14 protein-coding genes are annotated in these 18,767 nt (G+C 68.7%); 9 read left to right on the plus strand and 5 right to left on the minus strand.

The annotated features are described in order from the left end of the window. Positions 1-254 precede the first annotated feature (254 nt). Complete coding sequence (locus A6P39_RS04700; RefSeq protein WP_275883806.1) at positions 255-1,190, plus strand: trypsin-like serine peptidase; 936 nt, start codon at positions 255-257, stop codon at positions 1,188-1,190. A gap of 124 nt (positions 1,191-1,314) precedes the next feature. Here the strand turns inward: A6P39_RS04700 and A6P39_RS04705 are convergent, their stop codons facing one another. Beyond that, the gene (locus A6P39_RS04705) at positions 1,315-2,223 is read right to left on the minus strand and encodes an oxidoreductase (RefSeq protein ID WP_067047220.1); all 909 of its coding nucleotides are present in this window, start codon (positions 2,221-2,223) and stop codon (positions 1,315-1,317) included. A 707-nt stretch (positions 2,224-2,930) separates the two neighbouring features. On the opposite strand from A6P39_RS04705, the gene A6P39_RS04710 reads away from it, so the two are divergent. The 4 genes from A6P39_RS04710 (at position 2,931) to A6P39_RS04725 (ending at position 10,238) form a co-directional block, all read left to right on the plus strand. Next, the gene (locus A6P39_RS04710) at positions 2,931-4,526 is read left to right on the plus strand and encodes a peptidoglycan-binding protein (protein WP_067047217.1); all 1,596 of its coding nucleotides are present in this window, start codon (positions 2,931-2,933) and stop codon (positions 4,524-4,526) included. Positions 4,527-4,610: 84 nt separating this feature from the next. After that, positions 4,611-5,246, plus strand: coding sequence for a class I SAM-dependent methyltransferase (locus A6P39_RS04715; RefSeq protein WP_067047214.1), 636 nt, complete (start codon positions 4,611-4,613; stop codon positions 5,244-5,246). A 72-nt stretch (positions 5,247-5,318) separates the two neighbouring features. After that, entirely contained in the window at positions 5,319-5,867 is a 549-nt protein-coding gene (locus tag A6P39_RS04720; protein ID WP_067047212.1) for a GNAT family N-acetyltransferase, read from the plus strand. Between the two features lie 276 nt (positions 5,868-6,143). Continuing rightward, positions 6,144-10,238: a beta-galactosidase gene (locus tag A6P39_RS04725; protein ID WP_079133458.1), complete on the plus strand. Its 4,095-nt coding sequence runs from the start codon at positions 6,144-6,146 to the stop codon at positions 10,236-10,238. Positions 10,239-10,524: 286 nt separating this feature from the next. Here the strand turns inward: A6P39_RS04725 and A6P39_RS04730 are convergent, their stop codons facing one another. Beyond that, a complete protein-coding gene (locus tag A6P39_RS04730) occupies positions 10,525-11,553 on the minus strand; it encodes an aminoglycoside phosphotransferase family protein (RefSeq protein ID WP_067047329.1) in 1,029 nt (342 codons plus the stop codon). Between the two features lie 246 nt (positions 11,554-11,799). Next, complete coding sequence (locus A6P39_RS04735; RefSeq protein ID WP_159396092.1) at positions 11,800-12,942, minus strand: PucR family transcriptional regulator; 1,143 nt, start codon at positions 12,940-12,942, stop codon at positions 11,800-11,802. 273 nt (positions 12,943-13,215) lie between these two features. Between A6P39_RS04735 and A6P39_RS04740 the strand changes: the two genes are divergently transcribed. Beyond that, positions 13,216-13,863, plus strand: a complete 648-nt coding sequence (locus A6P39_RS04740; RefSeq protein ID WP_067047206.1) for a carboxymuconolactone decarboxylase family protein — start codon at positions 13,216-13,218, stop codon at positions 13,861-13,863. Further along, positions 13,856-14,665: an SDR family NAD(P)-dependent oxidoreductase gene (locus tag A6P39_RS04745; protein ID WP_067047203.1), complete on the plus strand. Its 810-nt coding sequence runs from the start codon at positions 13,856-13,858 to the stop codon at positions 14,663-14,665. Before A6P39_RS04740 ends, A6P39_RS04745 begins: the two co-directional genes overlap by 8 nt. A 149-nt stretch (positions 14,666-14,814) precedes the next feature. On the opposite strand, the gene A6P39_RS04750 is transcribed toward A6P39_RS04745, so the two are convergent. Beyond that, positions 14,815-16,482, minus strand: coding sequence for a CocE/NonD family hydrolase (locus tag A6P39_RS04750; protein ID WP_107304372.1), 1,668 nt, complete (start codon positions 16,480-16,482; stop codon positions 14,815-14,817). 234 nt (positions 16,483-16,716) lie between these two features. Here A6P39_RS04750 and A6P39_RS04755 point away from each other — a divergent pair, with 234 nt between their 5' ends. Continuing rightward, positions 16,717-17,190: a DUF6183 family protein gene (locus A6P39_RS04755; protein ID WP_234378949.1), complete on the plus strand. Its 474-nt coding sequence runs from the start codon at positions 16,717-16,719 to the stop codon at positions 17,188-17,190. On the opposite strand, the gene tnpA is transcribed toward A6P39_RS04755, so the two are convergent. Continuing rightward, positions 17,072-17,488 (minus strand): IS200/IS605 family transposase, encoded by a 417-nt coding sequence (gene tnpA / locus A6P39_RS04760; RefSeq protein WP_079133456.1) that lies wholly within the window; start codon positions 17,486-17,488, stop codon positions 17,072-17,074. The genes A6P39_RS04755 and tnpA overlap by 119 nt on opposite strands. A gap of 27 nt (positions 17,489-17,515) precedes the next feature. Here tnpA and A6P39_RS04765 point away from each other — a divergent pair, with 27 nt between their 5' ends. Then, positions 17,516-18,763, plus strand: a complete 1,248-nt coding sequence (locus A6P39_RS04765; RefSeq protein ID WP_067047196.1) for an RNA-guided endonuclease InsQ/TnpB family protein — start codon at positions 17,516-17,518, stop codon at positions 18,761-18,763. Positions 18,764-18,767: the final 4 nt, after the last annotated feature.

An 18,767-nucleotide genomic window follows, 5' to 3' on the forward strand; every position in this document is an offset into this window, starting at 1 on the left:
ACCACATACCGGGCACGCGCTCAACGGCACCCGCAGGAACGGGCAGGCAAAGCGGCGATTGCCGCAAACGGATGAACGTGCCTGCCTCTGTTGAACGGGGTGAACCACGCCTTGAACCCCAGGGGCGCGACTCGAAAGGCCTCTCCCACAAGACCTTCATGGACCCCAAGCCCGGCGGCCGTACGGGGTTTCACGGGAAAATCTCAGTTAAGTCGGAGCGCGCGTCTCACTTTCGTGAGTCAGAGTGATCACTGATGGACCGCATCTCACGCATCTTGGTCACCTCGCGTCCCGCGTTGCTCGGCGCCGTGGTGATGCTCACCCTGACCTCGTCCGTGGCGGCCGCCAAGATCGGGCCCCGGCCCTCAGGGTATGTGTCGGAAATCCCGTCGTCCGCCCGGGGGGCAGGCCCCGCGGCGTCCGGTGCGTGCGATCGCGAGGCGCAGGGTCGCCGGACGACGCGGCTGGGGGTGCCCCCTCTGACGGAATGCGTGCCGGGCATCGCCGGGCAGGCGGGACCTCCAGCACAGGCCCTGGGAGCCACCGCCGACGTCGTCGCCAGCCCGCAGACGGCGCGAATCGGCGCGCTGTTCGGCGCGGACCGGGCCGACAACCTGGCCGGCGGGCACCTCTGCACGGCCTCGGTCGTGCACAGCCCCCGGGGCAACCTCATCGCCACCGCCGCGCACTGTGTGAGCGGCACCGGTTCCGACCTGGTGTTCGTACCGGGCTACCGGGACGGGCACGCCCCGTACGGAGTGTGGAAGCTGGGGCACCGCTATCTGCCCGACGGATGGACCAAGGACCAGGACGAGGACAGCGACCTGGCCTTCGCCGCCGTCGACGACCAGGACGGCAAGGCGATCGAGGGCGTCGTCGGTGCCAACCGGTTCACACCCGGCACAGCCACCGGCGCCACCCCCGTGACCGTCATCGGCTACCCCGACTCCCGCGAGGCGCCCATCAGCTGCACCAACAAGCCGACCGCGCACAGCAGCACCCAGCAGCGCATCGACTGCCCCTCCTTCACCATTGGCACCAGCGGCAGCCCCTGGATCAATGGCGACGGCCAGGTCGTCGGGATCCTCGGCGGCTATGACGAGGGGGGCGACACCGACGACGTGTCCTACAGCGTGACACTGGGCAGCCAGGCGGCCGACCTGTACAAGGCCGCCATCAGCAATCCGTGATCCCGCTCGCTCTACTGCGCAGCCGCCGTGCAGCAGACACAGCAGTCGCGCGACAGGTGCCGGGCACCGGACCCGCAACCTCTCCGGTCAGCGCGGGGTCCGACGCCGGCCGGGCAACGACCCGTTATGCGCCGGTCGGCCGCAACGAGGTGAGGCGGGCCATCTCCTCCTTCGAGAGCCGCAGCGCGCCGGCCGCCACGTTCTGTGCGAGGTGGTCCGGATCACCGGTCCCCGGGATCGCCAGCACGTGCGGCCCTTGCTGCAAGGTCCAGGCCAGCCGGACCTGCGCGGGGGACACGCCGTGCGCGCGAGCCACGGCGCACACCTCCTCGCTGTCACCGCCTGCCGGACCCGGCTCACGGCCGGGACCGGCGATCGCGAAGAACGGAACGAAGGCGATGCCGCGTTCACCGCAGAGCTGCAGGAGAGCCCGATCCTCGCTCGCCGCACCGATCCCGTACGGGTTCTGCACGCAGACGACCGGGGCGATGGCCTGGGCCTCGGTCAGTTGCTCGGACGTGACATTGGAGATGCCGAGGTGGCGGATCAGCCCCGCGTCGCGCAGCTCGGCCAACGCTGCGAAGTGCTCGCCGATCGATCCGGTCCGTCGGCTCGGTGGCACGCGCAGGTTCACCACGTCCAGGTGATCGCGGCCGAGTTGACGCAGGTTCTCCTCGACCTGGCCGCGCAACTGCTCCGGAGCGGCCCACCACCACGCGCCCGAGGGATCGCGTCCCGGCCAGACCTTGGTGGCGATGACCAGGTCGTCCGGGTACGGCGCCAGTGCCCGGTTGATCAGCTCGTTGGCCGAGCGCGTCGCGGAGAAGTAGAACGCGGCGGTGTCGATGTGGTTCACGCCGAGTTCGACCGCCCGCCGTAGCACGCGGATCGACTGCTCGCGGTCACGCGGCACGCCGCAGTCGAAGGGCGCGCTACCCGTCAGGCGCATCGCGCCGAACCCGACGCGGTTGACGCTCAGGTCACCGAGTTGCCAAGTTCCGGTGGCTGCTGTGGTGTTCGTCTGTGGGCTCATGACATGGCTCTCCTCTTGCGGGTCGGGAAACGAGGTACCGGCGGGTGGATGCGGCGGGTTCAGGCCGCTCGGCGGGGCGAACGCCTCGAAGCGGGCCCACCGGTGCCGGGGCGGGGGCCGGGCATGAAAAAAGCCTCCCCGGCGGATCGGAATCCGCGCCGAGAAGGCTCTACTGCTGTTGGGCATTCTAACATCTTCTCGCTGTCCGTCACGTTCCGTCCGCCGGATCACACGGATCACACGGACACGGGTGCCAACGCGCCGGTTCTGGCGGCGAACTCGTCTCCTGGCGCGAGTACGACGCGGGGCCGGCTGCGGTCACCGCCTCGGGATGCCTGTCGCCGCGGCTCGCAGTACGGTGAAAGCACAGCATGCGGACCGGAACGGCCAAGTTCAAGCCGCGCCCCGGAGCGGGCATGGATGGCTGGATGATCCATCATGACTGTGCGCTCTGTGATAGAGCCATATGCCGCATTCGTGGAGCGGGCCGCGCGGCGGTACGAGGAGCTGGCCGGCAGGCAGGTTGACTTCACCCGCGCCGGGCCAGCATGACCGTCACCAGAATCCGAAGCGCATAAATCAAGTGTTCCGGATGGAAGCAGCGCTGGCGGGCCTTCAGGGGCGGGATGTTCGGCTCATTCCAGGGACAGGGGTTTGAAGTGATCAATGCGTTTCGGTTCAAAGGTGAGCCAGATCTAGAGGCTTGCTTGGCCGGCACGATCATGCAGATGAACGCCGCGGGCACGGCCGTCCGGAAGATCCAGGTGTCTCTCATGTCCCTTGGCTTCAATATCCCGGACGGCGCGACCGGGTTCTTCGGCTCGCAGACGGACACGGCCGTGAAAAACTATCAGACGGCACGCTCCCTGCAAGTGGACGGCCAGATAGGTCCCGAAACGATGACGGCGCTGGACAACGACTTCGTCAACGAACTGCGGCCGTTCCCGGGATGGTTCTCCAACCCCGTAGGCCTGGGCACCCAGACCGACGGCAACTCGGTCAAGGTGTACGTCGGCGGTGACGAGGCATTCCCCGACCTCGCGGCAGCTCTCCAATTGGTCGGCAGCGGCGACTTCATCTACATCGCCGGATGGTTCGTCGACCTGGACTGCCCGCTCGACGTGCAGGCCGACGGCACCGGCGATCCCAATCTCACCCCGCGGCGCCTGTTGCAGACGGCGAGTGACAACGGTGCCGACGTTCGTGCATTGCTGGCCAAGAATCCCAGCACGGGCAGCGGCGGTCCATTTGGCTTCTACAACAATGCCGCCACCGTGACATTCATCAACAGCCTCGCCACCGGAGCGGCCGTCGAGGACGACCGGGTCCTCGACGCGGGGACGCACCACCAAAAGGTCATCGTTGTGCGCGCGGGCCAGGCTCTCCTCGCGTTCGCCGGCGGAATGGACCTGAACCGGGACCGCGTGACTTGGGGCAACCCCTCCGCCCCGCCCCTCCACGATGTCCACTGCCGGATCACCGGTCCCGCGGCCGGCGACCTCTACCAGAACTTCCTTCGAAGGTGGGGGGATTCACCGACGGCAAGCGCTCTGGCCTCGGTCAACTCCTCGGCCGGGGTCTCCGGTCCCGTAGGTGACATCCAATGCCAGACCGCCTGGACGTTCGGAAACGGCACGGCTCACTCCGGCAACTTCGACGGCGGTTCCGGCTACGCCTTCGCGCCCACGGGGGAACGCTCTGCCAAGTCCCTGATCCTGCATTCGATCGCGTCCGCCGTCCAGTTCATCTACCTGGAGGACCAGTATCTCGTCGACATGGACATCAGCGCCGCCCTGCTGGCAGCAGTCCCCAACATCGTCTCACTGATCATCCTGACCGAGGACACGAACACGGTGAACGCCGAGACCGCCGATGGCGGCCAGTACTGGGCGAGGCGCAAGCAGTTCCTCGACCCGCTGCTGTCGGCGGGACCGGGCAAGGTCATCGCCTGTACCCATGCCCGCAACTACGTTCACTCCAAGACATGGATCATGGACGATGAGTTCGCCATCATCGGATCGGCCAACGTGAATCGCCGCGGCATGACCCACGACAGCGAGCAGGTCGTCGGCCTCTTCGAGCCGGTCTACGGGTTCCTCGTGAAAGACCTGAGGACACGCCTCTGGGCCCAGCACCTCAACCGTCCTGCCGGCACGCTCACCAACGCGTTCACCGCCTCGCAACTGTGGTTCGGCGACCTCAGCGGCACAAACGTGGTGAAGTTCGATCCCAGTTCGGGAACGGATCCAGGCCCGCCCAGCGACCCCGCATGGAACATCATCCTCGATCCGGACGGCACATAAGAGGCCGTATCCACCCAGCGTTTCATCCCGTGATGCGGATGTGATCCGGCTCCATTGGGGGCCCGGATGCTAACTTCCTTGCCCGTGATGGAGCACCAGGTCGAGACCAGGGCGGCCTACGACGGGGTCGTCGAACTGTATGCGTCGATGTTCGCCAACCGGTTGGAGGAGCAGCCGTTCTCGCGGAACATGATCGGCACCTTCGCCGAGCTGGTGCGCGCGATGGGGAACCCTCGGGCCGTCGACGTCGGGTGCGGGCCCGGACATCTGACGGCCATGCTGCACGAGCTGGGGCTGGACGCCTTCGGGCTCGACCTCTCCCCGGGCATGGTCGACCACGCCCGGCGGGCCCATCCGGCGCTGCGGTTTCACGAGGCGCGGATGGAGGCCCTGCCGGTCGAGGACGGCGCGCTCGGCGGCGTACTGGCCCACTACTCGATGATCCATACCCCGCCTGGGGAGTTGCCCGCGCTGCTCGCCGAGCAGGTACGTGTACTGGCACCGGGCGGCCTGCTCCTGGTCTCGTTCTTCGCGACCGACGGACCGGAGCCGGTGCGCTTCGACCACAAAGTGACGCCAGCCTACAGCTGGCCGGTGGACCGGTTCGCCGACTTGCTGGCCCGGGCCGGTCTCGTCCCGTTCGCCCGGCTGTGCCACGACCCGGCCTCCGAGCGGGGCTTCCTCGACGCCCACTTGCTGGCCCGCCTGCCCGTCACATGATCACCCGGCCGCCAGGAACGACGTGTTCGTCGGGCTCGGCGCTGCCTGGCCCATCGGAAGGGCGGCGGACTCATGGACATCACATGGCGTCGGATCGAGGAACGGGACTTCCCCCTGCTGCGGTTGTGGCTCCAGCAGCCCCATGTGAAGCGCTGGTGGAATCACCAGACCACGGCGGAAGCGGTGGCACGCGACTTCGGCCCCGCTGCCCGGGGCGAGGAGCCCTCGGAGGACCTCCTCGCCTTCCTCGACGGTCGACCGGTCGGCCTCGTACAGCGTTCGCGCCTGCGCGACTACCCCGAGTACCTCGCCGAGTTGGCCGCCATCGTCCCCGTACCTGACCGCGCGATGACCATCGACTACCTGATCGGCGATCCCCGCCAGACCGGTCAGGGCATCGGGACGGCGATGATCCACTCCGTCATCGTGCGAACCTGGGCCGAACACCCGGCTGCCCCGTGTGTCCTCGTCCCGGTGGTGGCGGCCAATCGCCGTTCGTGGCGGGCGCTCGAGCGGGCAGGGCTGCGCCGGATCGGGGTCGGAGACCTGGAGCCGGACAACCCGGTCGATGACCGGACCCACTACCTCTACCGCGTCGAACGACCCGGGACCGGCGACTGACCGTCGCACGGGCGGGCTGCGCAGGCGGGTGGCAGGGGCGATGTGACGTGACGCAGCCCCATGCAGCCTCGGCCGTGTCCTGCCGCCCCATTGTGTTGAGCCTTGTGGCCCCCTACTGTTCGACTTTGCCTGAGTCTGTTCGATGTTGATTGCTCAGGCAGTATGGAGGCCGCAGTGCGGAGATATCGGATCGATTCAGAAGCTGCGAGACCCGGTCGCCGCCGGTGGTCGAGGGCAGTCCTCGCGACGGCCGCGACCATCGCCCTGGCCACGGGAATGACCGCGCCCGCAGTGGCGCGGGACGGCGGCGGGCAGGCAGCCACCGCCGTGTCCGTCGGCAGACCGCAGGCGCAGGCGCAGGCGCAGGCGCAGGCGCACACGGTGAGTATCGACGGCTACTCGTTCCTCGTCGACGGCAAGCGCACCTACTTGTGGTCCGGCGAGTTCCACTACTTTCGGCTCCCGAGTCCAGACCTGTGGCGCGACATCTTCCAGAAGATGAAGGCCGCCGGGTTCAACTCCACCTCGCTGTACTTCGACTGGGGATACCACTCGCCGAAGCCTGGTGTGTACGACTTCAGCGGGGTGCGTGACGTCGACAAGCTGCTCGACATGGCCCAGGAGGCCGGGCTCTACGTGATCGCGCGCCCGGCACCGTACATCAACGCGGAGGTCGACAGCGGCGGCCTGCCCGGCTGGATGACCACCAAGGCCGGTCACAACCGCAGTGACGACCCGCAGTTCCTGAAGTACGCGGACGAGTGGCTGACGCAGATCGACCGGATCATCGCCCGGCATCAACTGACCAACGGCACCGGCTCGGTCATCGCCTACCAGGTCGAGAACGAGTACTACACCGGCTCGGACGCCGGCCGCTCCTACATGAAGCACCTGGAGGACAAGGCTCGCGCCGACGGCATCACGGTTCCGCTGACCGGCAACAACAACGGCACCTTCAACTCCGGTACCGGCGCCCTGGACGTCGACGGACCGGATTCCTATCCGCAGGGCTTCAACTGCTCGAACCCGTCGAAGTGGAACGGCGTACCCGACATCAGCTACGACCACCCGGACGGCAAGCCGCTGTACTCGCCGGAGTTCCAGGGTGGCGCCTTCGACCCCTGGGGCGGTCCGGGCTACGACAAGTGCGCCCAGCTCATCAACGACCAGTTCGCCAACGTCTTCTACAAGCAGAACATAGCCGTCGGCGCCACCGCTCAGAGCTTCTACATGACCTACGGCGGCACCAACTGGGGCTGGCTGGGCATGCCGGAGAACTACACCTCCTACGACTACGGGGCCGCGATCCGCGAGAACCGGCAACTCGATCCCAAGTACTACGAGGACAAGCTGATCGGGTACTTCACCCAGTCGGTCGCCCCGCTGACCAAGACCGCCGCGATCAAGGCCACGCCGCCGGACGACTCCGCGGTCGTCGACACCGCCCGCATGAACCCCGACACCAAGACGCAGTTCCACGTCCTGCGGCACGGGAACTCCACGTCCACGGCGGTCGACAAGACCCACATCTCGCTGGACTTCAACGCCCAGCCGTCCGCGGACACCACCTACACCTGGGACGACCCCGACTCCGCGCTGCAGTACGCCGGTTCGTGGTCGCACGTGGCCGACCAGAGCTACACCGGCGGCGACTACAAGCACACCGAGTCGTTCTCCAACAAGGCCGGTGACTCCGTCACCATCCCCTTCGACGGCACCGCGATCCGCTGGATCGGCTCGAAGACCAACAACCACGGCTACGCCGACGTCTACCTCGACGGCACCAAGGCGGCGACGGTCGACGACTCCGGCGGCGAGAGCCAGGCGACGGTCTTCCAGAAGACCGGCCTCACGCCTGGGGCGCACACGCTGAAGATCGTCGTCGACGGCAACCACGGCTCGGGGTCGACGGACAACTACGTGTCCATCGACGCCATCGACGTGCCTACAGCCGCCACCGCGACGCCGACCTACCCGGTCGTTCCGCAGCAGCCGGGCACCGCCATCACCCTCGACGGGCGCGACTCGCACGTGATCGTGGCGAACTACCGGCTCGGGGACACGCAATTGCAGTACTCGACCTCGGAGTTCATGACCCACGCGACCCTCGGCAGCCGGGACGTCGCCGTGCTCTACGGCGACCCGGGCAGCGACGGCGAGACCGTGCTGCGCTACTCCTCCAGGCCCACCGTGACCAGCAGCGGCGGCACGGTCACGACCACCTGGGACGAGACCACCGGTGACCTGCGCCTGAACTACACGCACAAGGGCCTGATCCGCATCGGCATCAGCGGCGGCGGACCGCGCCCGCTGCTGCTGCTCGTCGGCGACAAGGCGACCGCGGAGACCTTCTGGCGTCAGGACACGGCCACCGGCCCGGTGCTCGTGCGCGGCACCCACCTGCTGCGGACGGCGACCGGCCTGGACGGCGGCCACACCGTGGCGCTCACCGGCGACAACGCCGACGACAAGAACATCGAGGTGTTCACCTCCGCCGACCACGTCACCTGGAACGGCAGCGCATTGAAGACCCGGGCCACCGCCACTGGAAGCCTCACCGGGGAGATCCCGGTGGCTGCCCCGGTGCACCTGCCGGCGCTGACGAACTGGAAGCATGCCGACGAGTCCCCCGAAGCAGCGCCAGGTTTCGACGACTCCAGCTGGCAGGTGGCCGACAGGGCGACCACCAACAGCGTCTCCGGCGTCAACTCGCTGCCGGTGCTCTACGCGGACGACTACGGGTTCCACACCGGCAGCACGTGGTACCGCGGCCGCTTCCGCGCCACCGGCAAGGAGACCGGTATCCACCTGGTCTCGGACTCCGGCGGCAAGGCGCAGGCGTTCTCCGCCTGGCTCAACGGCACCTTCCTGGGCAGCTCCACCTCAGGCAGCGCGGACTTCACCTTCCCGGCCGGTTCGGTCAAGCCGGAGGGCGACAACGTCATCTCCGTGCTCACCGTGAACATGGGGCACGAGGAGGACTACGACGCGACCAACGGCAACAAGGCCGCGCGCGGCCTGACCAGCGCCTCCCTCGTCGGGGCCCCGCTGACCTCGGTCACCTGGCGGCTGCAGGGCGTCCGGGGCGGCGAGGACCTGCAGGACACGGTGCGCGGCCCGCTCTCGACGGGCGGCCTGTACGGCGAGCGGGCCGGCTGGTCCCTGCCGGGCTACCCTGACGGCGACTGGAAACAGGTGTCCCTGCCGACGACCGACACCCGTCCCGGGGTCTCCTGGTACCGCACCGACGTCAACCTGGACCTGCCGCACGGCCAGGACACCTCGCTCGGGCTGACGTTCACGGACGACCCGTCACGCAAGTACCGTGCCACGATCTTCGTGAACGGCTGGCAGGTCGGCAACTACGTCAACTACCTCGGCCCGCAGCGCACCTTCCCGGTCCCGAACGGGATCCTGAATCCGAACGGCCGGAACAGCATCGCCCTCGCCGTGTGGAACCTGGACGGCAGCACCGGCGGGCTGGGCAAGGTCTCGCTCACCAACTACGGCAGCTACGCCTCGTCCCTGCGCGTCGCACAGAACGACAGCCCCCGCTACGACCACCGGAAGTACGCGATGCCGAAGCGTCCGGGAGCGGACGTCACGCTGAACGTGCCGGACACCGCTCAGTCAGCTCAGGCCTTCACCGCCGAGACGACCGTACGGCTGCCGAAGGACGGACCGTCCGCCTCGCGGCTGACGGCCTCGCTCTCCGCGCCCGATGGCTGGGGCGTGAGTGCCACGAGCCCCATGTCGGTCAAGCGCCTGCAACCCGGCAGCATGGCCACCTTCACCTGGAAGGTCCAGCCGGCGTCCGGGAAGCTGCCCTCCGCCTCGGCACTCACCGCCACGGTGCACTACCTGCAGAACGGACGGCAGGCTGCCGGCGGTGACGAGCGCATCATCGGCGGGATCCCGCCGGCTCCGCCGGCCGGGAAGAGCGCCGTGAGCGACCTGCCGTTCTTGTCGTCCACCAACGGGTGGGGCCCGGTCGAGCGTGACACCAGCGTCGGCGAACAGGCGGCCGGCGACGGCCGTCCGATCAGTATCGCCGGCACCGGTTACACCAAGGGCCTGGGCACCAACTCGGTCAGCGACGTCGAGTTCTACCTCGCCGGAAAGTGCTCGCGGTTGACGGCGGACGTCGGTGTCGACGACGAGACAGGCGGTGCGGGGACGGTGACGTTCTCCGTGATCGCCGACGGCAAGACCTTGGTGACCACGCCGACGCTCCACGGCAAACAGGCCGCGCTGCCGATCGACGTCGACGTCAGCGGCGCCCAGGTGATGGACCTCCGGGTCGGAGACGCCGGGGACGGCAACGGCAACGACCACGGGGACTGGGCGATGCCGACGCTGACGTGCGGCTAGATGTGCAGCTGACGGACGCCTGTGACAGTGGGTCCTGCATCTTCTGGCACAGGCGTCGACCGGGGGCCGGCCGGCGGCCGCCACAGGCTCGACGGCCCGGCCGGCCCCTGCCACCGCGGCGCGAGCGCGAACCGCAATGGCTCGCTCCAGCGCCTCCCGTCTCCGGCTCAGGGCCGCTGACAGGTCCCGCACGACAGACCGGCTCCTGACGTCTTCCTCGAGGCTGCCTGGCCTGCGTCGCCGGTGGATCGACGGTTCGCGGCTCCGGCCGGATGGCACGCCCCGGTCATGGCCGCCGGGAGGGTAGTGGCTGCAGCGCTGGCCAGCGGGAGAGCATTGCGTCGCGCATGGCCAGGGCGAGCTGTCCTAGATTCTCAAGCTCGCCGCCGCTCGTGGTCATCTGGCCGACGGTCCCAAGACGGTGGACAAGCCGCTGCCGGGCCGTCGCAGTGCCCCACCGCCAGTCCCGGTTGGGGACCTTGGACAGGTGATCAGCGGTCCCCCGGTGAGCCCGCTCCACCAGCGCATCGCCTCTAAGCAGCCAGCCCGCGCACGCGTCAGTGAGATCGCCCTGGACATCGGCGCCAGTCGCATGCCGCCAGGCCGCGCGGTAGGCGGCCTCCGCCGCGTCCAGCAGCACCTGAGGCGGCGCTGTGACACACCAGCAGGTCGGGAAGCCGATGCGAAGGTAGGCGAGTTCCACCAGCCCATTGCCCAGCGAGGCCTGTTCGAAGTCGATGAACCTGACCCCATTGCTGGTGTGCATGTCGTTGCCGGGGCAGGGGTCGCCGTGCAGCAAGGCATGCCCGGACACGTGGGTCAGGCGGTTCACCAGTTCGTCCAGCTCGGTCCGCACGGCGGACGGCACCGTACGGCCCAGCGTCCGAGCGAGCCCGAGAAAGTACCCGATGTCACCTCGGGTGGGACCGGACCAGGCCGGGAGAAGACCGACGTCGTCAGTATGGGTGGCTGCGTGGAGACGGCCCAGCGCCTCGGCATAACCAACCACCCAGTCGTCGGCCAACGGTTGATCGTCCACGTACTCCAGAACCAGCACCCGCTCCATGGGATCAGTGCCCAGGAGCCGTGGCACGACGGGCGGCTCGACCCGGGACGCGAGCCGCAACGCAGCCACCTCGCGGGCGTATCTCTCAGCTGCCTCCGGGCTCTTGATGAGCTGCTTGACCACCACCGGTGTGCCGGACAACTCGGCCCGCCATACCCGTGATCGCGGGCTGCTCCCCAACCTGCGAACCCGGCGAGGCGAACCCAGCTCAGCGCGCAGCCTCTCCCCGAACGGCACTCGTGACCACATGGCCTCATCCTCCCAAGCGGCGGGTGAACGCCCCTCCAGCGTGCGCTCCAGACTGCCCCCGAGCGACTCTGCCATGACCTGTCACTCCCGTTCCTGCTGCGTCGTGCAGCAAGCAGGCACCGTCAGTGACGACACGTCCCAGAATCGACGGCCGTCCAGCCGGACGAGGTCGCCGCAATCAAGCAGCTAGATCATCCGTACGAGCATGAGACCCCCCTCACGGCCGAGGCCGCCTGGCCGGGTGGCTCAGCCCAGCTCGGCGGCGGTGCATCGGTTTCGCAGCGATACGGCCTTCAGCTCGCGCGCCGCCAGGGCCCAGTTGAGTTCCACCGCGGTGTCCGGAGCGTCCAGGCTCGTGCCGGTCAGCTCCTCGAAACGGCGCAGCCGATAGCGGACGGTGTTGACATGGACGTGAGCGGCGCGGGCGACTTCGCGGACGTGCCGCCCCTTCTCCAGGTATCCCCGCACCGACTCCTCGATGAGCGCACCGAACTCCCCCTCCGCCTCCAGTGGGCGCAGATAGCGGTCGAGCAGCAACTCGGCGAGTTCCGGTTCGGCGACGACGGCCACCCGCCAGGACAGGTCGCTCAGGTCGTACACGCCGCGCAGAGCGTACGCACGGGCGGCTTCCAGCAGCCTGCCGGCGGCGCGGAAGGACCGGTGCGCCGCGGCCAGGTCCGTCGGCGGGCCGAGCCCCGCTGTCACCTCCAGTCCACCGGTCTCCGGCTTCTTCTCGACGACTCCGACGACGACGTCGTCCAGCACGGTGAACAGCGCGACTCGGCCGTCCCCGCGACCGCGGGACTGCAGGGAGCGTTCCAGCGCGTCCGGGCCCACGTCGCCGTTGGGAACGGCCCTGAGGGCCCGGTACGGCCGCGTCAGGTCCAGTCCGTAGATCGCCGCACCGCTGTGGATCTCCGCCGCACTCAGCGTCCCGTAGAGCAGTCCGCGCAGGAAGTCGGCGCGGCGGCGGGCGTCGAGCAGGGCGGAGGCGACCTCTGCCTGCCGGTGGACGGCGGCGATCTGCAGGCTCGCGACGTCCGCCAGGTCCCACAGGCGCTTGGTGCGGTCGACGATGAGGCCGGGATCCAGCCCGCGTCCGGTCGCCTCGGCGAGGAAGAGATCCCGTATCGCGCTCAGCGCTCGGCGGAAGGCGCGGAGCCCGTCACTGAGCGGCACGCCTCGGGCGACCCGGTCCCAGGCGACATCGGCTTCGTCGAAGTCCTCCGGGGCGGGCACCTTCCCCTCTCGTACGACCGCGAGAGCCCGCTGGAAGTGCCGGTGCCAGATCTGGTCCAGGAGTTCCCGTGGGACCGCGCGGTAGGACGGGACGTGTTCCGTCAGATCCGCGTGCAAGCGCCCGCCCAGGCACCCCTGTTGCGTGGCCATGGCAGAGATGACCCGATCGAGAGGCACCGCCGCACCCGGCTCTCCAGGCATGGACCTCACCTCCCCAGCTCCGGTACCAGCCGTTGTACACCTGAACAATATGCCGACCTCCGGCCTTGGCCGGAGAGCCGTCGACAGCCCCCCTCCCCCGCAAGCACAGTGGCATGGCGGCGTAAGGAGCGCATCGACGCGCACCCGGCGAGGTGCTGGTCGACCGTGCTCGGATCGCGCCCGAGACACCCACCCACCCTGACGAACAGTGCGGAGACCGCGATGACCCACGAGTACGTCCAGCGACCCCACGGCGCAGCCGGCACCGGCCCGCGCCTCGCGCCACTCCCCGAGGACGACTGGGACCCGTTCGCCCGGGAACTGCTCGCCCCGATTCCCCGGGACACCGACGGCCGCCTCGCCAACGTCTTCACCACCTTGGTGCGGCACCCTGGCCTCGTCCGGCACTTCCTGTCGTTCGGCAGCCATCTGCTGCGTGACGGCCTTCTTCCGGACCGGACGCGGGAACTGCTGATCCTGCGCACCGCGTACAACACCCGGGCCGGTTACGAATGGGGGCGGCACGTACCGCTGGCCAGGGCCGCCGGTGTCACCGAAGAGGAGATCCGTCGGGTCGGGGCGGGCCCGGACGCCCAGGGATGGCCGCCGGCCGACGTCCATCTGCTGCGTGCCGCCGACGAACTGCACCGGGACGCACGCTTGTCCGCAGCCACCTGGTCCGCACTCGCCGATGGCCACGACGAGGCACAGCTCATCGAAATCACCATGCTCGTCGGTCAGTACCACATGGTTGCGTTCTTCCTGAACTCCGCCGGTACACAGCTCGAGCCCGCCTACGAATCGGAGACCCTGCCGGCGCCCACCGGGACCGGCGCGGACTCGACGGAAGGGGCACACCGCGATGTCTGAGCCCCGGCCCCACGCGACCCACCCGGCCGGCCACCTGAGCGGCCGGAGCGTACTGGTCATCGGCGCGGGCACCCGGCCCAGCGACGATCCGAGGGCGCCGGTGGGCAACGGGCGGGCGGTGGCCGTACTCGCCGCCCGCGAGGGAGCGTCCGTCGCCTGCGCCGACATCTCCCCCTCCGCCGCGGCGACCACCGCCGCCCTGGTCGGTGAGGAGGGCGCTCGCGGCCTCCCCTTGGTCGGCGACGCCACGGATCCCGGTCAGTCCGCGGCCATGGTCGCCGAAGCCCTTCGTGAACTCGGGGCCCTCGACGCGATCGTGGTCAACGTCGGCATCGGCCTCGGTGCGGGCCTGGCGGACACTTCACCGCAGCAGTGGGAGCGTGTGCTCTCGCTCAACCTGAGCGCCCCCTTCCTCGCCGCCAAGCACGGACTGCCCGCGATCGCCGACGGAGGATCGATCGTCTTCGTCGGTTCCGTGGCCGGGTTGCGCGCGGCCACCGACTCGCCCGCCTACGACAGTTCCAAGGCGGGCCTGTTCGGTCTCACCCGGCATGTCGCCAAGGAGGGTGGGGCGCGCGGGATCCGCGCCAACCTGGTCGTCCCGGGCCTGATCGACACTCCGATGGGCCGCGAGGCCTCGACCCGGCGGGCCTCGCGTGCCGCCGCGTTCAGCCGCATACCGCTCGGGCGACAGGGAACCGCCTGGGAGGTGGCCGAAGCCGTCACCTTCCTGCTCTCCGACCGCGCCTCCTACATCACCGGGCAGAGCCTGGTGGTGGACGGGGGGTTGAACGCCGTCTGAGCACTGCGGTCGCCAGTGACGGGCAAGGGCCGTCCCTGGCTCTGACAGCGGCCGGGCCACCAGGAGGAGCGCCCGGCGGCCCGGCCCGGGGTCACTGCCAGGCCGCTGGTCAGGCGGTCTCCGGGGGCGCGCAGTCGGCCATGGTCCGGTCAACGCAGTGGCAGCACCAGACGGGACTGGTCGGCCTGCGGGGAGCTGAACGAGACGTCGCTGCCGAGCGGGGTGCTGCCGCCGTACGCAGGGTCCTTGGTGTCGAGGACGAGGGCCAGCCGGTGGCCCGTCGGCAGGTCGTAGGCCGTGGCGAAGAGTGCGATGTCGAGCGGGAAGGCCTGCCCCGGAGCGCGGCCGGACCAGCTCTGTGGCGCGTGTGTGATGAGTTTGCCCACGCCGAGGGCGTTCACGTCGTAGAGGTAGGCGAAGACAGTGCCCTGCGAGGCGGAGGAGGTGATGGTGGTGTGCAGCCTGACCACACCGCGGACGCGCTGGACGGACGGGTAGGGCGCCGACTGCCAGACGGCGGCGGCGAACCGGGGCAGCAGCGGAACCTCGACGGCCGGCGGCAACGCGGCGGTCTGATCGAGCAGACCGGACAGTTCGGTGGTCCCCGCGTCCGCTCCGGAATCGATGCCACCGGTGATCGAGGTGTGCCATCCGGTGTCGGCCGGACCGTCCAGCGCACCGGTGCCGAAAGCGTCCGCACGGCCGAGCCGCAGTGCCAGGGTCCGCGAACTCACGGCCTTCCAACTGGGATGGTCTTCCTCGCCGCCGCCAGGCCTGACGTGCAGTTCCACGGGTGCGCCGGGGGCGCCCGAAGTGCCGCCGCCTTTCAGTTGCTGGTCGAACCACTCACGTGCGCTCGCCCAGGTCTCGTTGTCCACGCCGAGGAATCCGGTGAGTTCCTGGGTGGCGTGGTCTCCGGGGCGCATGATCAGGCGTTTGGGGACGGTCAGCTTCTGGTAGAAGTCCGTGATCTGGCTGGAGTTGAAGATGCTGTCGCTCCAGGCGTTGGACAAGAGGACCGCCGTACCGTGGGCGTTGATGCCCTCCACGTAGGTGCCGGGGGACCGCTTCCTGGCCCAGTTGACGACATCCGGCATGTCGCGGTCGGCGTAGAGGTCGGCCAGGGTCCGCGTGTACTCCGTACCCGGACGGCCGGTTGGCACCTGCAGGGTGTTGAGCAGTTCCGCCGCCTGCAGATGCCGGGTCTGACCGCTGTAGAGGGAGTCGACCAGGTCACCCCAAGCACTCAGCGCGGCCACCGCCTTGACCCGCGGATCGAAGGCGGCACCCAGCAACGACATGCCCGCACCCAGTGACAGGCCGAGCATGCCGACGCGCCGTGGGTCGGCCTCGGTGTGGACGAGAGCCCAGTCGATGACGGAGGAGATGTCGGCGACGTCTGCGGGCCCGCCGACGTCTATCCGTCCGCCGGAGAGCCAGAATCCGCGCACCGTGTACGTGACCACCACATAGCCGTCGGCAGCCAGCTTCCTGCCCTGCGCGACGTACTCCAGGTCGTTCTGCCCCCAGGAAGCGGGCTGCACGATCAGCGGACGGCGTCCGCGTGAGTCGGCGCCCGGTGTTCCGGGGGCGGGTGTCAGGACGTCGGCCTTGAGAACGACACCGTCCTTCATGGGAATGTCAGCCAGCCGGAAGGACGGCATGCCGGCGACGGCGGTCGCCGAACGCGCCGGAGGCGTGGTGGCCCAGGCGGGAGCCGTGCCGATGCTCGCGCACAGGGCGATCGAGATCAGTGCGGCCGCGCTCGCCGGCCAACCCCGGACCATGTGCGCACGGATACGGCCGAAACGCGTCATCGGTGTCCCCATCAGCCTCGGATCGGACCGTGATGCCCCGGCGGCATCCGTCCAGCGTGGCGATCGGAGCCTAGAGAGACTCAAGTGGTTGCGAGGAGTGGCTGATCAGCCAAATCTACTGGCCGGTAACCGACTCTGCCGAACGTCACGCCTTCCCGGACGCACTCACAGCCGACTGAGGCTCGAGCCCTGCCCGACACAGGCCCACGGTCGAGTGTGGCGAACTGGGCGCCGATGGCGAGCCGATCGAGCGATCCGTGTACGGCGGACACGACTGGACGGCGTGCTCCAGGCCGGTATGCCGACGGCCCGCACTTGGCCGCCGGTCGTGGTCTCAGCGGCGCTCCGGTGCGCGCGAGCGCGCTCGAGGTGGAGCAACAGGCCCGGCAGAGCACGTGGTTCCACTTCGAAGCCGACGCAGAGTGGTTCCGCAACGACATCGGCTCCGACTATGGCATAGCCGCGCTCTCCCCCGACCGCCGCCGGATAGCCGTGCCGGCGCAGACGTCATTGTTACCGGGACTCTTGCAGAAAGCCCCGGTGTTCACGCCGGGGATGAATGCATCTCAAGGCTGCTCTGACGTGCACGTTAGAGCGGACGTTTTTGCTGTTCGATGTAGTGGCGGACGATTGCCAAGGGTGCTCCGCCGCACGACGCCGAGAAATACGAGGGCGACCACAGGTGTCCGTGCATGGTGGCGCGGTTGATCCGGCCGGTGAACTCCTGCCGTATCCGGCGGGCGGATACACCCTTGAGGCTGTTGACCAGCTTCGAGACGGCGACCTTGCGCGGGTGGTGCACCAGGAGGTGGACATGATCGCGTTCACCGTTGAACTCCTTCAGTTCCGCTTCGAAGTCCTCGCACACCTTGCGCATGATCTCTTCGCAGCGTGTCAGCATCTCGTCGTTGAACACCCCGCGCCGGTACTTCGTCACGAAGACCAAGTGCACATGCATCGCCGAAACAACGTGTCTGCCACGCCTGTAATCGTTCTGCCCATCCATAAGACCAATCGCAGTAGGATCTTGGGTGTGCAGCTCCGCTACAACTACCGGGCCTACCCGGACGCCTCCCAGCGTCGCGCGCTGGCAAGTGCGTTCGGCTGCGCCCGCGTGGTGTGGAACGACTGCCTGCGCGACCGCAAAGAAGCGCACGCGGCAGGACTGCCGTACGTAAAGTCGGCAGAACTGTCCCGGCTTCGCATCACCCAGGCCAAACACACCGAGGAACGCGCCTGGCTCGCCGACGTATCAGCCGTCGTCCTGCAACAGTCCCTTCGGGACCTCGACACTGCCTATAAGAATTTCTTCGACTCGGTCAAGGGCAAGCGGCAGGGCCGCAAGGTCGGCCCTCCCCGATACAAATCGAAGAAGGACACCCGGCAGTCGATCCGCCTGAACACCAACGCCTTCTGCCTCCGCAGCGACGGCGGGGTGTACGTGGCCAAGGTCGGCAGCCTCAAGGTCAAGTGGTCCCGCCGGCTTCCGGCCGCACCCACGTCCCTGACTGTCACCAAAGACAGCTGCGGCCGGTACTTCCTCAGCTTCGTCGTGGACACCGAGCCGGACATCCTCCCCGGCCTGGACGTCGACGTCGGTATCGATCTCGGCCTGTCCGCCTTCGCCGTCCTCTCCGACGGAAGCAAGATCGACAGCCCCCGCTTCCTGCGCCGGGCCGAGAAGAAACTCAAGCGCCTTCAGTGTGAGCTGTCCCGCAAGGCCAAGGGATCGAAGAACCGGGCCAAGGCCCGCATGAAGGTCGCACGCCAGCACGCCAAGGTGGCGGACCGGCGCCGGGACTGGCACCACAAGGCTTCCACACAGATCATTCGCGACAACCAAGCGGTGTACGTGGAAGACCTCGCGGTGTCCGGCCTCGGGCGCACCCGGCTCGCCAAGTCCGTGCACGACGCGGGATGGTCCGCGTTCGTCGGCATGCTGGAGTACAAGGCGGCTCTGCACGGCCGCACCTTCGCCAAGGTGGACCGCGCTTTCCCGTCCTCGCAGGTCTGCTCGGCCTGCGGATTGCGGGACGGCCCCAAGGCCCTGCACGTCCGCGAGTGGACGTGCGGCGAATGCGGCACCGTACACGACCGCGACCACAACGCAGCACGTAACGTCCTCTTCGAAGGACGCCGAATCGTCGCCGCCGGACGGGTGGAGACGCAAAACGCCTCGTGGAGCGCCGGTAAGACCAGGACGAAAGTCCCGGCCCAGCGCGGTGAAGCAGGAAGCCCCCGGAAGGGTCAGCCGACCCAGGCCGGAACCCCTGGACTTTAGGCCA

Source organism: Streptomyces sp. FXJ1.172, assembly GCF_001636945.3.
Taxonomy (GTDB): Bacteria; Actinomycetota; Actinomycetes; order Streptomycetales; family Streptomycetaceae; genus Streptomyces.